The following is a 13,217-nucleotide window of genomic DNA, read 5'->3' on the forward strand; positions in this document are numbered from 1 at the left end:
ACCGGGGCTAAGTCGCTTGAGAGCCATATCAGAAAGGGATTGCCATGACCGTCACTGTCGGCACCGATACCAACAAGACCCGCAAGACGCTGTCCGTGGGCGACCAATCGGTCGACTACTATTCCATCGATGCGGCGAGCGCGGCCGGTCTGGGTGATTTCAGCAAACTGCCCGCGGCCCTCAAGGTCGTGCTGGAGAACATGCTGCGCTTCGAGGATGGCAAGACCGTCACCTCCGAGGACATCAAGGCCTTTGCCAAGTGGGCCGAGAACGGCGGCAAGAACCCGATCGAGATCGCCTACCGCCCTGCCCGTGTGCTGATGCAGGACTTCACAGGCGTCCCGGCCGTGGTCGACCTTGCCGCGATGCGCGACGGGATCGTGGCCCTGGGCGGCGACGCGCAGCAGATCAACCCGCTGAACCCGGTCGATCTGGTCATCGACCACTCGGTGATGATCGACGAATTCGGCAACCCTCGCGCCTTCCAGATGAACGTGGACCGCGAGTACGAGCGCAACATGGAGCGCTACCAGTTCCTCAAGTGGGGTCAGAAGGCCTTCAACAACTTCCGCGTGGTCCCGCCGGGCACCGGCATCTGCCACCAGGTGAACCTCGAATACCTCGCGCAGACGGTCTGGACCGACACCGACCAGAACGGGACCGAAATCGCCTATCCCGACACGCTGGTGGGCACCGACAGCCACACGACGATGGTCAACGGCCTTGCCGTCCTGGGCTGGGGCGTCGGCGGAATCGAGGCCGAGGCCGCGATGCTGGGTCAGCCGATCTCGATGCTGATCCCCGAGGTCGTGGGCTTCAAGCTGACCGGAGAGATGACCGAAGGCACCACCGCCACCGACCTCGTGCTGCGCGTGGTCGAGATGCTGCGCGAGAAGGGCGTGGTCAACAAGTTCGTCGAATTCTACGGGCCGGGCCTCGACAACCTGCCGCTGGCGGACCGCGCCACGATCGGCAACATGGCGCCCGAGTACGGTGCGACCTGCGGCTATTTCCCGATCGACGACGAGACGCTGAAGTACCTGCGCCTGACGGGCCGCGACGAGGACCGTATCGCGCTGGTCGAAGCCTACGCCAAGGAAAACGGTTTCTGGCGTCACGCCGATTACGACCCGATCTATTCCGACACGCTTGAGCTGGACATGGGCACCGTCGTGCCCGCGATCTCCGGCCCGAAACGGCCGCAGGACCACATCGCGCTGGACGTGGCGGCGACGGAGTTCGGCAAGTACGTCAAGGGCATCCGCGAGGGCAAGGACACCACCGTCACCTCCGAGATCCGCTGGGAAGGCGAAGGCGGCCAGCCCGAACCGCTGGAGATTCCCGGCGACGAAGGTCACCACCAGCGCGCCTACGTCAACAATCCCCACGGCGACAACTACCAGATCCACGACGGGTCCATCGTGATCGCCTCGATCACCTCCTGCACCAACACGTCGAACCCCTACGTGATGATCGGTGCCGGTCTGGTGGCCCGCAAGGCCCGCGAAAAGGGCCTGACCCGCAAGCCCTGGGTGAAGACCTCCCTCGCGCCGGGCAGCCAGGTGGTGTCGCAGTACCTCGAAGCCGCGGGCCTGCAGGATGACCTCGACGCGCTGGACTTCGACCTGGTGGGCTACGGCTGCACTACCTGCATCGGCAACTCCGGCCCGCTGGAGCCCGAGATCAGCAAGGCGATCAATGACGGCGACATCATCGGCGTCTCGGTCCTGTCGGGCAACCGCAACTTCGAAGGCCGGATCAGCCCGGACGTGCGCGCGAACTACCTGGCCTCGCCGCCGCTGGTGGTGGCCTACGCGTTGGTGGGCGACATGAACGTCGACATCACCAAGGACAGCCTGGGCAAGGACAAGGACGGCAACGACGTCTACCTCAAGGACATCTGGCCCTCTCAGAAGGAGATTGCCGAGCTGGTCGAGAAGACCGTCACCCGCGAGGCGTTCCAGTCGAAATACGCCGATGTCTTCAAGGGCGACGAGAAGTGGCAGGCGGTCGAGGTCACCGACAGCGAGACCTACGATTGGCCGCCGCAATCGACCTATGTCCAGAACCCGCCCTACTTCCAGAACATGTCCAAGGAGCCGGGCGCGATCGACGATGTGAAGGACGCACGGATGCTGGCCCTGCTGGGCGACATGGTCACCACCGACCACATCAGCCCGGCGGGATCCTTCAAGGAATCCAGCCCCGCGGGCCAGTACCTGGTGGAACGCCAGGTGCCGGTGCGCGAGTTCAACTCCTACGGCAGCCGTCGCGGCAACCACGAGGTGATGATGCGCGGCACCTTCGCCAACATCCGCATCCGCAACGAGATGCTGGACGGCGTCGAAGGTGGCTACACCAAGGGGCCGGATGGCGAGCAGACGTCGATCTTCGATGCGGCGATGGAACACCAGGCCAACGACACGCCACTGGTGGTCGTGGCCGGCGAGCAGTACGGCGCGGGATCCTCGCGCGACTGGGCGGCCAAGGGCACGGCCCTGCTGGGCGTGAAGGCCGTGATCGCGGAAAGCTTCGAGCGGATCCACCGCTCGAACCTCGTGGGCTTCGGCGTCATCCCGTTCGAGTTCACGGGCGGCGACACCCGGTCCTCGCTGAACCTGACCGGCGACGAGCAGATCACGATCGAGGGCCTCTCTGACGTCAAGCCGCAGCAGGTCTGCACCGCGACCATCACCTACGCGGACGGCACCACGAAGGACATCGAGATCAAGTGCCGGATCGATACGGCGATCGAGATCGAATATGTCGAACATGGCGGCGTGCTGCACTACGTGCTGCGCAACCTCGCGCAAGCCGCCTGAGCCAGGCCATCATCACGACCGACGGGCTGCGCAGATCTGCGCGGCCCGTTTTCGTTCGAACGTCTTTTCTCGACCCTCCCCTTGCACAGCGCGTGCGCACAGCCATATACCATCCACACGGATGGAGAATGGATGATGAGCAACGTCAGGAACATTCGGGACAAGATGCCCGAAAGCGAGAAGATCACGATCAACCTGGGCTATGTGGACCTCGGCCGGATCGACCTGCTGGTGCAGGAGGGGTTCTATTCCAATCGCAGCGATTTCATTCGCACCGCGATCCGCAACCAGCTTGATACCCAGGGCGATACCGTGTCGCGTTCCATCGACCGGCACACCATGGAGCTGGGGTTGCGCGACTATTCCGTGACCGACCTCGAGGCCCTGAGGGCCGCGAACGAGGTGCTGCACGTCAAAGTCGTGGGCCTTGCGCGTATCCATCCCGACGTCACGCCCGAACTGGCCTTGGCCACCATCGGATCGATCACCGTCCTCGGCGCGCTACAGGCCAGCGCCGAGGTCAAGGCGGCCCTCGCCGACCGAATCAAGTAACTCCTTCAAGGAACTGACATCATGAGACTTCTCAACGCAGGCGCCCCGCGCCCGGCGACCGGTGACGCACGTCTTGCCACAGCCAACGACCTCGTCCGGCGCACGCTGGCGCAACACGGGCTGATGCCCGGAGGGGACGGGTCTTCCCCGGCTCCGACAATCCGATCAGCCGCACGGAACACCGCCGATCCCATGGCGCAGCTCAAAAGCCGGATGCCCAACATGGACTTCGGCGACCTGACCTCCCGCCTTTCGGGCATGACGCGATCCGGCGGCGCGATGGCCAACTTCGGCGCGACGGCAGATCCCGTCATTCCCGACGGGGCCGCATTCGAGACCGGCAGCTATTCCAACGCAGCGGGCCGCCGCGACTATCGGCTCTACGTGCCCGCGAAGGCCGATGCCGTCACCGGCGTCGTGATGATGTTGCACGGTTGCACCCAGACGCCAGAGGATTTCGCCGCCGGCACCGGCATGAACGCGCTGGCCGAGGCCCGGGGATTCGTCGTGATCTATCCCCGTCAGTCGCGAGGCGACAACGCGCAATCCTGCTGGAACTGGTTCCAGCGCAGCGACCAGACCCGCGACCGGGGCGAACCCGCGATCCTGGCGGGCCTCGCCCGGGAGGTTGCGGCGCGCTTCGGGATCGGTGCCGAGCGGACCTTCGTTGCGGGCCTTTCGGCCGGGGCGGCCATGGCCGTGATCCTGGGCGAGACGCATGGCGATTCCTTCGCCGCCGTCGGCGCTCATTCCGGCCTGGCGTACGGGGCCGCGCGCGACGTCCCGTCCGCCTTCGCTGCCATGGGGGGCACCGCCGCCGACCGGCGGGTCCTGCCCCGGAACGGCATCGCCCGGACCATCGTCTTTCACGGCAGCGCGGATGCGACGGTGCATCCTTCCAACGGGGAAACCATCGGGCGCGACGTGCTGACCACCGCTGGCGGCCAGACGATCCAGACCGAGCGCAGGGGCACCACGAAGGGCCGCGACTGGCGCGTCGAGACGACGACCGATGCCAATGGCACCACCCTGCTGGAACACTGGACCATCGACGGGCTGGGCCACGCCTGGTCGGGCGGGCAGCCTACGGGCTCCTACACCGATGCGGCGGGCCCCGATGCCAGCGCCGAGATGATCCGCTTCTTCTTCGACGACAAGGATATTTGACATGACCGACATGACACTCACCTTCGACGCCGTCTCCGAACCCACGCCCGGCCCCAAGTGGCGGGCCCGGTGGGAGCGGTCCTGGCCCGCCTACGAGGCCTGGTTCACCGCCCGCGGCGGCGATGCCGGACCGACGCCCGCCGCCTGTCGCGCGGCGCTCGAGCGGCACATGCCGGAGCTTCTGGCGACCTACGACCGGCTGGTGCTGCTGGCGGGAGGCTCGGATCGGGCCAGGCAGTTCCTTTCCACCTGGTGCCCACCGACGTATCTGGGCGGATGCTCCCTGGCCGCCGTCGCGGACGCGCACGACGTGCGACTGGTGCGCAATTACGATCTGTCACCCACCCTCAACGAAGGGCTGCTGCTTCGGACCGAGTGGACCGGGCGTCCCGTGATGGGCATGGTGGAATTCCTCTGGGGCCTGTCCGACGGGATCAATGCGGCTGGCCTGTCCATAGCACTGGCCTACGGTGGCCGCGCGGAAAGCGGCGAAGGTTTCGGGATCACCACGATCCTGCGCTACGTGCTGGAGGTCTGCGACACGGTCGAGGAGGCGCTCGCCGTCCTGCACCGCGTGCCGTCGCACATGGCCTACAACGTGGTGCTGGCCGATGCCGCCGGTGCAACCGCGAGCGTCGAACTTTCACCCGGTGGCGGGGCCAAGGTCATGGACAAGGCCATTGCCACCAACCACCAAAGCGGACCCGTGCCCGCAGACCGGCCCGGTTTCACGCGCACGACCGAGCGGCACGATCACCTGTCCGCCCTCGACACCCCGGCGCGGGACCTTGCAGACCGCTTCCTCGAAGCGCCGCTGATCCAGACTCGCTACGGCGAAGGCTTCGGGACGCTCTTTACCGCGGAATACGATCCAAGGGCGTTGAGCCTGGCGCTGACCATCGCGGGTGACCGCTGGGACCAATCGCTGAATGCCTTCGAGGAAGGCCAGCGGACGGCCGATTACGCGGGCGGCACGCTTGCCGCGGCGACCGATGCGACGGGCGTGCGCGCCGGGATCGACTGGTCGGCGGCGGCGCGGGTCGATTGGGTCAAGGTCGGTCGCGACTACGCCGAAGGCCGCGGGCGCTCGGTGGAGGACTACATCGCCGAATACGCCTGATGGCACGCGGGCGGCACGGAAGGGCCGCCCGCCCCTGCCCCGTCACTCCGCGCGGGCCGCTTCCAGCATCGGCAGGAAGCGCTGTTCGTAATCGTCCCCCACGAGCGGGCCGATGAAGCGATTGAGGACCGTGCCGTCGGGACCGACGATGAAGGTCTCAGGCGGCGCGGTCACGCCCCAGTCGATCGCTCGACGCCCCCGCGGATCGAACCCGGTGGCGAAGAAGGGATCGCCCTCGTCCGCGAGGTAGCTTGCGGCGTCCTCTCCGGTGTCGCGGAAATTCACACCCGCCACGCGCACGCCCTGGTCGGAAAGAGCCTGCAAGTTCGGATGTTCCGCGCGGCACGGCGGGCACCAGCTGGCCCAGAAGTTGACGATGGTGATCTCTCCCGACGCGAGGTCCTCCGCGGTCAGAAGCGTCGTGCCGGCCACGGCCTCCTCGGGAAGTGCCGGGGCCTGCTGGCCAATGAAGGTCGACGGCAATTCGCCTGCGTTCTCGCGGTAGAGGCCTACGTAGAACAAAGCCGCGAGGCCCGCGAAAATCACCGGCGGGACGATCAGCAAAGGTGAGACCCTAGCCACGTTCGATCTCCTGCAAGGTGCGCTTGACGCGGCGCGACCGGCGGACCGAAAGGCCCACGATGGCCGCCAGCAACACCAGCGTCGCGGCGTAGGACGTCAGGACGTAGACAGCATACTCCCCAAGCTCAGGCACGATGCGCCCTCGCGGTCAGCGCGCGGATCCGGCGGGCGCGGATCTCGGTCCTCGTGCGTAGCAGGACAAGGGCCAGGAACAGCAGGCCGAAGCCCACCATGCACAGCACCAGCGGCACGAAATAGACGTCGGACACCGTGCGCCCGCCGGTGGCGACCGGCACGGAGGTGCCCTGGTGCAACCCCTGGTTCCAGAACCGGACCGCGTAGCGCGACAGGATCGCGAAGACCGAGCCCACCACGCACAGCACGGAAGTGAGGTCGGCGGCGGTGTCGGGATCCTCGATCGCCTCCCACAGGGCGATGTAGCCCAGGTAGAAGAGGAACAGGATCATGAAGCTGGTCAGGCGCGGGTCCCAGACCCAGTAGGTGCCCCAAGTGGGCATGCCCCAGATCGCCCCGGTCACCAGTGCGATCACGGTCATCACCATCCCGACGGGGGCCGCCGCGCGGGCGGCCAGTGCGCTTACGTGGTGGCGACGGATCACCCAGATCAGCGAGGCCACGAGCATCATGAACCATGCGTTGATCGCCATGAGGGCTGCGGGCACGTGCAGGTAGATGATCTTGACGGTCGATCCGAACTTGTCCGCCTCCGGTGTCAGGAAGAACCCCCAGACCAGCCCCGCGCCGCAGGCCAGCGCCGCAAGGCCGAAGGTCCACGGGACCACCGGCGCGGTCCAGTCCATGAACTTCTTGGGGTTGGAGTATTCCCAGATCGACATGTGGTTCCTCTAGCGGGCGCGGGACGGGCGCTCAATCCCCCATCACCTCAGGTTGATGCGCAAGACCGTCGCGGTGGCGAAGGGCAAGGCGGCGAAGGTTCCCAGCGTGACGGCGGCCAGCAGCATCAGCGGGGCCTGCGCGCCGGTCGCCTCCGCCCCGCGGCGCACCGCCTCGGCCCCGAAGAGCAGCGTGGGAATATAAAGCGGCAGGACCAGCAGCGACAACAGCAGCCCGCCCCGTCGCAGCCCCACGGTCAGGGCCGCGCCGAAGGTGCCGATCATCGAGAGGGCCGGCGTGCCCAGGGCCAGGCTCAGCAGCAGCCATGGGTAGGCGGCGGGGGCCATGTTCAGGAAGAACCCCAGCAGCGGGGCCACCAGCGTCAAGGGCAGACCGGTCGTGATCCAATGCGCCAAGGCCTTCATCACCGCAACCCCCTCCATCGGGACGGGCGCGGTCGCGAGCAGCGTGAGGCTGCCGTCCTCGTGGTCGAGCGCGAAGATCCGGTCGAGTGAAAGAAGGGCTGCAAGCAGGGCCGCGACCCAGAGGATCCCGGGCGCGATGGGCTGCAGGATCGTGCGATCGGGCCCCACGCCGAAAGGCACCAGCAAGACGACGATGAGAAAAAACGCAAGCCCCAGCCCGAAGCCCCCCCCGGCCCGCAAGGCGAGGGCCAGGTCGCGCCGCAGGAGGGCGATCACAGGAACGCCTCGTCCGCGCCGCCGCCCGCATCGGGCGCCGCGACGAAAGGCGAGAGGTTCAGGTCCGGCGCGTCGAGGCCAAGGTCGATATGGGTGGCGATGACGGCGCAGCCGCCCTGCCCCAGGTGCACCTCGCGCATCCAGCGTGCGAACATCTTTACCGAGAACGCATCGAGGCTGACCGTCGGCTCGTCGAGGAACAGGACCGCCCGTCCGATCACCTCCAGCCGTGCGAGACCCAGACGCCGTTTCTGCCCGGCGGAAAGCGTCCCCGCCAACCTGTCGCGTAAGTCGGAAAGGTCGAAAGCCCCAAAGACGGCCTCCGGCACGGGGCGGTCGTGGATCCGGGCCCAGAAGGCCAGGTTCTCGGTCACGGTGAGGGCCGCCTTGATGCCGTCGGCGTGGCTCGCGTAGGCGCCGGTGCCCTCGGCAAAGTCGACGGATCCCGCGATCGGCGGCTGAAGTCCCGCAAGGGTGCGCAAGAGGGTCGTCTTGCCGACCCCGTTGGGGCCGCGCAGGATCAGCGCCTCGCCGGGAGCGAGGGAGAAGCTGACACCTTCCAGAACCGGCACGCCGCCCCGGGCGCAGGCGAGATCCGTCGCCCGCAGCACCGTCAGATCGGCAGAAGCGCGAGGGCAACACGGCGACCCTCGCTCAACAAAACGTTGTAGGTCCGACAGGCGGCAGGGCTCGCCATCACGTCGACGCCGATGCCTGCGTCCTCCATCGTGCGGCGGAAATCGGTGGGCGCATGGGCGATGTTGGCCCCCGTGCCAAGGAACAGCACATCGATCAGGTCGGCCTGCGTCAGCAGCGTTTCCGTGTCGTCGTATCCGCCCCAAAGGGCGATGCCCGACGGCAGGACGGTGACCGGACCTTCGTAGACCTCCCCCCCGATGCGAAAGAAACCCGGGCCGTAGCCGTCGATCGGGCGCGCGTTGTCGTAGGTGATCTCGGTCAGGCGCATCAGTCGGCCTCCACGTCCGCGTAGCGACCGCCGGTGGCGGGGTTCTTCTTGGACCAGTCGCGTTTGACGCCCAGCATCAGGACGATGTTCTTGGCGATGTAGATCGACGAATAGGTCCCGACCAGGATGCCCCAGGTGATCGCGAAGACGAAACCGCGGATCACGTCCCCGCCCAGGGCCAGAAGCGCCAGAAGCGCCAGAAGCGTCGTGCCGGAGGTCATCATCGTCCGGCTCAAAGTCTCGTTGGCCGACAGGTTGAGCACGTCGACCAGCGGCATGACCTTGTACTTGCGCAGGTTCTCGCGCACCCGGTCGAAGACCACGACCGTGTCGTTGATCGAATAGCCGACGATGGTCAGCAGGGCCGCGATGATGGCCAGATCGAAGCGGATCTGCAGAAGCGAGAACAGACCGATGGTCAGGCCCACGTCGTGCACCAGTGCCACGATGCCACCTACCGCGAATTGCCATTCGAAGCGCAGCCAGATGTAGATCACGATGGCGGCGATGGCGCCCAGAACCGCGTAGATGGCGGATCGGATCAACTCCTGGCTGACCGTGGGACCGACGCTTTCGACAGCCGCGAATTCGAGGCTGGGCGCGACCTCCTGCAAGGCCGCGCGGACCGCGTCGATCGTCTCGGCCTCGACCGATTCGGCACCGTCCTGCGCCTGGATGCGGATGGAGGCCACGTTCTGGTCGTCGTCGAAACCGGGGTCGAAGACCTCGGTGATCGACACGTCGCCAAGTTCGAGCGGCACGAGCGCCTCGCGGTAGGCGCTGACGTCGACGGGCTCCACCGCCTCGGTGCGGATCGTGGTGCCGCCGCGGAAGTCGATGCCGTAGTTCAGGCCGAAGGCGAAGAAGGCCGCGATCGACAGGATCAGCGCCACGACGCTGGCACCGAAGGTGACACGCGCCGCCTTGAAGAAGTCGATGTTGGTCTGGTCGGGTATCAGGCGAAGACGCATGGGATCAGACCTCGATTGTCTTTGGACGTTTGCGCGCGAACCACACCACGATCAGCGCCCGGGTGACGAAGATCGCCGTGAAGACCGACGTGAGGATCCCCAACCCCAGCGTGACGGCAAAGCCGCGCACCGGGCCGGAGCCGAGGTAGTAGAGGATACCGGCCGTGATCAGCGTCGTGAAGTTGGAGTCCACGATCGCGGAGAGTGCGCGTTCGTAGCCCAGTTCGATCGCACGGGCGGGCCCCTTTGCGGTGCGCAGCTCCTCGCGGATGCGCTCGAAGACCAGCACGTTGGCGTCCACCGCCATGCCGACAGTCAGAACGATCCCCGCGATCCCCGGCAGTGTCAGCGTGGCCCCGATCAGCGACAGGATCCCGAAGATCAACCCCATGTTGATGATGAGCGCGATGTTGGCGAAGATCCCGAACAGCCCGTAGGTCATTCCCATGAAGACGATGACCAGCAGCCCGCCCACCAGCGCCGCGCGCTGGCCCGCCTCGATGCTGTCCTGGCCAAGCTGCGGCCCGATCGTCCGTTCTTCGAGGAAGTCGAGCGAGGCCGGCAGGGCCCCGGCCCGCAGCAGCACGGCGAGGTTGGTCGATTCCGGAACCGAGAAATCGCCGGTGATGATGCCCGATCCGCCGGGGATGTGGCTTTGGATGACGGGGGCGCTGATGACCTCCTCGTCGAGCACGATGGCAAATTGCGTGCCGATGTGATCGAGCGTGTAATCCCCGAACTTGCGCGCGCCGGAGACGTTGAAGCGGAAGTTGACCGCCGGGCGCCCGTTCTCGTCGAAGGCGGGCTGGGCGTCGACCAGCTCTTCGCCGGTCACGACGGGGGCGCTGTCGAGGATGTAGTAGATGCCCTCCTGGTCGAGGCTGGGCAGGACTTCCTGGCCCACGCCCGCGGGGCTGTCGGGGTCGTCCACGGGGCCGATCACCTGCTGGAAGGTCAGCTGCGCGGTGGTGCCGATCAGGTCGATGATCTCGGCGCTGGAACCGACGCCGGGCACCTGGATCAGGATCCGCTCGTCGCCCTGCCGCTGGATCACCGGCTCTCGCGTGCCGACCTCGTCGATACGGCGGCGGATGATCTCGAGGCTTTGCTGCATGGTGCGATCGTCGACGGCCAGCTTCTCGGCGTCCGACAGGCGCACGGTCAGCACCGGGCCGTTCTGCACGACCTCGATGTCCGTCGATCCCGCCCCGGTGAGCGTCTGGATCGGGCGGGCCAGCCCGCGCACGATTTCCGCTGCACGATCCGCCCCGGCGGCGTCCGAAACGCGCACGATCAACTCGTCGGCGGGGCTCTCCTCGCGGGTGACGAAGCCCACGGTATCGCGCTCGGCAGCCAGGGCGTCGCGCACTTCCGGCCAGGTCGCGTCCATGATCGAGGCATAGACGTCCTCCACGTTGACTTCCGCCAACAGGTGCGCCCCGCCGCGCAGGTCGAGCCCGAGGTTCACCAGGTTCGACGGCAGGAAGGAAGGCCAGCCCGCGCCCTCCGCCCCGGTGGCGATGGCGTCGTTGTGGGTCTCGACCCGGTCGTAGAACAGATTGGGCAAGGCCAGCAGAAGGCCGACCGCGACCGTCAGCCAGATCAACGCTTGCCGGAACGGCGATATGTGCAGCATGTGGTGGCCCCCCGGCCGGAAATCAGGCGGCGGGTTCGGTCTTGGACAAGACGGTCGCGACGGTGGAGCGGATGACGCGGACCTTCACGCCCTGCGCGATCTCGACCTCGATCTCCTTCTCGGCCTCGCGCACGTTCGTCACCTTGCCGACGATCCCGCCTTGCGTGACGACCTGGTCGCCGCGGCGCAGCGCCTCGACCATGGCCTGGTGCTGCTTGAGCTTCTTCTGCTGCGGACGGATGAGCAGGAAATACATGATCCCGAAGATCAGGATCAGGGGAACGAGGGATGCGATGCCTTCCATGGAGGGCTCCTAGTAATCTGGGCGCGGATCGCGCGGCGTCAAAGTCGCGGCACCCTAGGGGCGGGTGTCGGAATTGACAACCGAAAGCCGCGTGCGATGGCCGCGATATAGGCGTGGCGCGGGCCCGCGCCAAGATGTCTTGACCTCTTCACCCGCAGGCTCGCTTGGGGCATAGGGGGGCAAGACCGCCAAACAGGAGCCGCGCCATGCATGACATTCGCCTCATCCGGGACGATCCCGCAGCTTTCGACGCCGCCCTGTCCCGCCGCGGGCTGGAACCTCAGTCGCCGCACCTGCTGGGCCTCGACACCGAACGGCGGCAGGCGATCACCCAGGCCGAAGAAGCGCAGGCCGCCGCCAATGCCGCCGCCAAACAGGTCGGTGCCGCCAAGGCGCGCGGCGACGAGGACGAGTTCCAGCGCCTGCGCGCCGAGGTGGCCGAAGCCAAGTCGCGCATCGCCGATCTGCAAGCGGTGGCCAAGGACCGCGACGCGAAACTGACGCAGGCCCTGATGGAGCTGCCCAACCTGCTCGCCGACGATGTCCCGGACGGCGCCAACGAGGACGACAACGTCGAGCTGCGCCGCGTGGGCGCGCCGCGCAACTTCGACTTCGACCCGCTCGAGCACTACCAGCTGCCTTGCGTCGAGACCGGCATGGATTTCGAGACGGCGGCGAAACTCTCCGGCAGCCGCTTCGTGCTGCTCAAGGGGGGCGTCGCGCGCCTGCACCGGGCGCTCGCGCAGTTCATGCTGGACACCCACGTCGACGAGCACGGGTTGACGGAGGCCAACGCGCCGGTGCTGGTCCGCGAGGAGATGATGGTGGGGACCGGCCAACTGCCAAAATTCGGCGAGGACAGCTACCAGACCACCAACGGGTGGTGGCTGATCCCCACCGCCGAGGTTCCGCTGACCAATACCGTCGGCGGCGCCACCCTGGAGGCCTCCGCCCTGCCCCTGCGCTATGTTGCCCACACCCCCTGCTTCCGCTCGGAGGCGGGCAGCGCGGGACGCGACACCAGCGGCATGCTACGTCAGCACCAGTTCGAAAAGGTCGAGATGGTCTCGATCACCCATCCGGACGAAAGCGACGCCGAACACGCCCGCATGACCCAATGCGCCGAGACGATCCTCGACAAGCTGGAACTGCCCTACCGCACCGTGATCCTGTGCACCGGCGACATCGGCTTCGGCGCGATCCGCACCCACGACATCGAAGTCTGGCTGCCCGGGCAGAATACCTACCGCGAGATCTCGAGCGTTTCGACCTGCGGGGCCTTCCAAGCCCGGCGGATGAATGCGCGCTTCAAGCCGGAAGGCGGCGGCAAGCCCGACTTCGTCCACACGCTGAACGGGTCGGGCCTTGCCGTGGGCCGCACGCTGATCGCGGTGCTTGAGAACGGCCAGCAGGCCGACGGATCGGTCGCCATTCCGGCTGTCCTGCAGCCTTACCTGGGTGGGCGCACGGTCCTGAGTGCCACGGGCGATTTAAACTAGTTCAAGAGAGAAACAATTCGTCTTCGCGTCGCGTTGGCCGG

General features: G+C 66.8%; 14 protein-coding genes. 5 read left to right on the forward strand and 9 right to left on the reverse strand.

All coding sequences use genetic code 11. The annotated features are described in order from the left end of the window. The first annotated feature begins 44 nt into the window (after window positions 1–44). The 4 genes from acnA (at window position 45) to EU805_RS06185 (ending at window position 5,661) form a co-directional block, all read left to right on the forward strand. Window positions 45–2,822: an aconitate hydratase AcnA gene (gene acnA / locus EU805_RS06170; RefSeq protein WP_129763075.1), complete on the forward strand. Its 2,778-nt coding sequence runs from the start codon at window positions 45–47 to the stop codon at window positions 2,820–2,822. Between the two features lie 135 nt (window positions 2,823–2,957). Continuing rightward, window positions 2,958–3,374, forward strand: a complete 417-nt coding sequence (locus tag EU805_RS06175; protein WP_129763076.1) for a CopG family transcriptional regulator — start codon at window positions 2,958–2,960, stop codon at window positions 3,372–3,374. A gap of 21 nt (window positions 3,375–3,395) precedes the next feature. Continuing rightward, on the forward strand, window positions 3,396–4,541 hold the full coding sequence (locus EU805_RS06180) for a PHB depolymerase family esterase (protein ID WP_129763077.1): 1,146 nt from the start codon (window positions 3,396–3,398) through the stop codon (window positions 4,539–4,541). Window position 4,542: 1 nt separating this feature from the next. Next, entirely contained in the window at window positions 4,543–5,661 is a 1,119-nt protein-coding gene (locus EU805_RS06185) for a C45 family autoproteolytic acyltransferase/hydolase (RefSeq protein WP_129763078.1), read from the forward strand. A 42-nt stretch (window positions 5,662–5,703) separates the two neighbouring features. Here the strand turns inward: EU805_RS06185 and EU805_RS06190 are convergent, their stop codons facing one another. The 9 genes from EU805_RS06190 to yajC are packed head-to-tail and all read right to left on the reverse strand — an operon-like array spanning window position 5,704 to window position 11,677. Then, on the reverse strand, window positions 5,704–6,243 hold the full coding sequence (locus tag EU805_RS06190) for a DsbE family thiol:disulfide interchange protein (RefSeq protein WP_129763079.1): 540 nt from the start codon (window positions 6,241–6,243) through the stop codon (window positions 5,704–5,706). Continuing rightward, entirely contained in the window at window positions 6,236–6,376 is a 141-nt protein-coding gene (gene ccmD, locus EU805_RS06195; RefSeq protein WP_370318174.1) for a heme exporter protein CcmD, read from the reverse strand. Before ccmD ends, EU805_RS06190 begins: the two co-directional genes overlap by 8 nt. Further along, entirely contained in the window at window positions 6,369–7,100 is a 732-nt protein-coding gene (gene ccmC / locus EU805_RS06200) for a heme ABC transporter permease CcmC (protein ID WP_129763081.1), read from the reverse strand. The genes ccmD and ccmC overlap by 8 nt, the downstream gene beginning before the upstream one ends. A 42-nt stretch (window positions 7,101–7,142) precedes the next feature. Beyond that, complete coding sequence (gene ccmB, locus EU805_RS06205) at window positions 7,143–7,799, reverse strand: heme exporter protein CcmB (protein ID WP_129763082.1); 657 nt, start codon at window positions 7,797–7,799, stop codon at window positions 7,143–7,145. Then, window positions 7,796–8,410, reverse strand: coding sequence for a heme ABC exporter ATP-binding protein CcmA (gene ccmA, locus EU805_RS06210; protein WP_129763083.1), 615 nt, complete (start codon window positions 8,408–8,410; stop codon window positions 7,796–7,798). Before ccmA ends, ccmB begins: the two co-directional genes overlap by 4 nt. A 2-nt stretch (window positions 8,411–8,412) precedes the next feature. Further along, the gene (locus EU805_RS06215) at window positions 8,413–8,766 is read right to left on the reverse strand and encodes an Mth938-like domain-containing protein (protein WP_129763084.1); all 354 of its coding nucleotides are present in this window, start codon (window positions 8,764–8,766) and stop codon (window positions 8,413–8,415) included. Continuing rightward, complete coding sequence (secF, locus tag EU805_RS06220) at window positions 8,766–9,737, reverse strand: protein translocase subunit SecF (RefSeq protein ID WP_129763085.1); 972 nt, start codon at window positions 9,735–9,737, stop codon at window positions 8,766–8,768. Before secF ends, EU805_RS06215 begins: the two co-directional genes overlap by 1 nt. Window positions 9,738–9,741: 4 nt before the next feature. Next, window positions 9,742–11,373: a protein translocase subunit SecD gene (gene secD, locus EU805_RS06225; RefSeq protein ID WP_129763086.1), complete on the reverse strand. Its 1,632-nt coding sequence runs from the start codon at window positions 11,371–11,373 to the stop codon at window positions 9,742–9,744. 22 nt (window positions 11,374–11,395) lie between these two features. Then, window positions 11,396–11,677, reverse strand: coding sequence for a preprotein translocase subunit YajC (gene yajC, locus EU805_RS06230; protein ID WP_129763087.1), 282 nt, complete (start codon window positions 11,675–11,677; stop codon window positions 11,396–11,398). A 206-nt stretch (window positions 11,678–11,883) separates the two neighbouring features. On the opposite strand from yajC, the gene serS reads away from it, so the two are divergent. Next, the gene (serS, locus tag EU805_RS06235) at window positions 11,884–13,176 is read left to right on the forward strand and encodes a serine--tRNA ligase (protein WP_129763088.1); all 1,293 of its coding nucleotides are present in this window, start codon (window positions 11,884–11,886) and stop codon (window positions 13,174–13,176) included. Window positions 13,177–13,217: the final 41 nt, after the last annotated feature.

The organism is Salipiger sp. IMCC34102 (assembly GCF_004145405.1).
Taxonomy (GTDB): Bacteria; Pseudomonadota; Alphaproteobacteria; order Rhodobacterales; family Rhodobacteraceae; genus Loktanella.

Excerpts from the sequence above, each read along its gene's own strand:
- acnA (WP_129763075.1), top strand. The coding sequence starts at position 45 with ATGACCGTCACTGTCGGCACCGATACCAACAAGACCCGCAAGACGCTG.
- EU805_RS06175 (WP_129763076.1), top strand. The coding sequence starts at position 2,958 with ATGAGCAACGTCAGGAACATTCGGGACAAGATGCCCGAAAGCGAGAAG.
- EU805_RS06180 (WP_129763077.1), top strand. The coding sequence starts at position 3,396 with ATGAGACTTCTCAACGCAGGCGCCCCGCGCCCGGCGACCGGTGACGCA.
- EU805_RS06185 (WP_129763078.1), top strand. The coding sequence starts at position 4,543 with ATGACCGACATGACACTCACCTTCGACGCCGTCTCCGAACCCACGCCC.
- ccmC (WP_129763081.1), bottom strand. The coding sequence starts at position 7,100 with ATGTCGATCTGGGAATACTCCAACCCCAAGAAGTTCATGGACTGGACC.
- EU805_RS06215 (WP_129763084.1), bottom strand. The coding sequence starts at position 8,766 with ATGCGCCTGACCGAGATCACCTACGACAACGCGCGCCCGATCGACGGC.
- secF (WP_129763085.1), bottom strand. The coding sequence starts at position 9,737 with ATGCGTCTTCGCCTGATACCCGACCAGACCAACATCGACTTCTTCAAG.
- secD (WP_129763086.1), bottom strand. The coding sequence starts at position 11,373 with ATGCTGCACATATCGCCGTTCCGGCAAGCGTTGATCTGGCTGACGGTC.
- yajC (WP_129763087.1), bottom strand. The coding sequence starts at position 11,677 with ATGGAAGGCATCGCATCCCTCGTTCCCCTGATCCTGATCTTCGGGATC.
- serS (WP_129763088.1), top strand. The coding sequence starts at position 11,884 with ATGCATGACATTCGCCTCATCCGGGACGATCCCGCAGCTTTCGACGCC.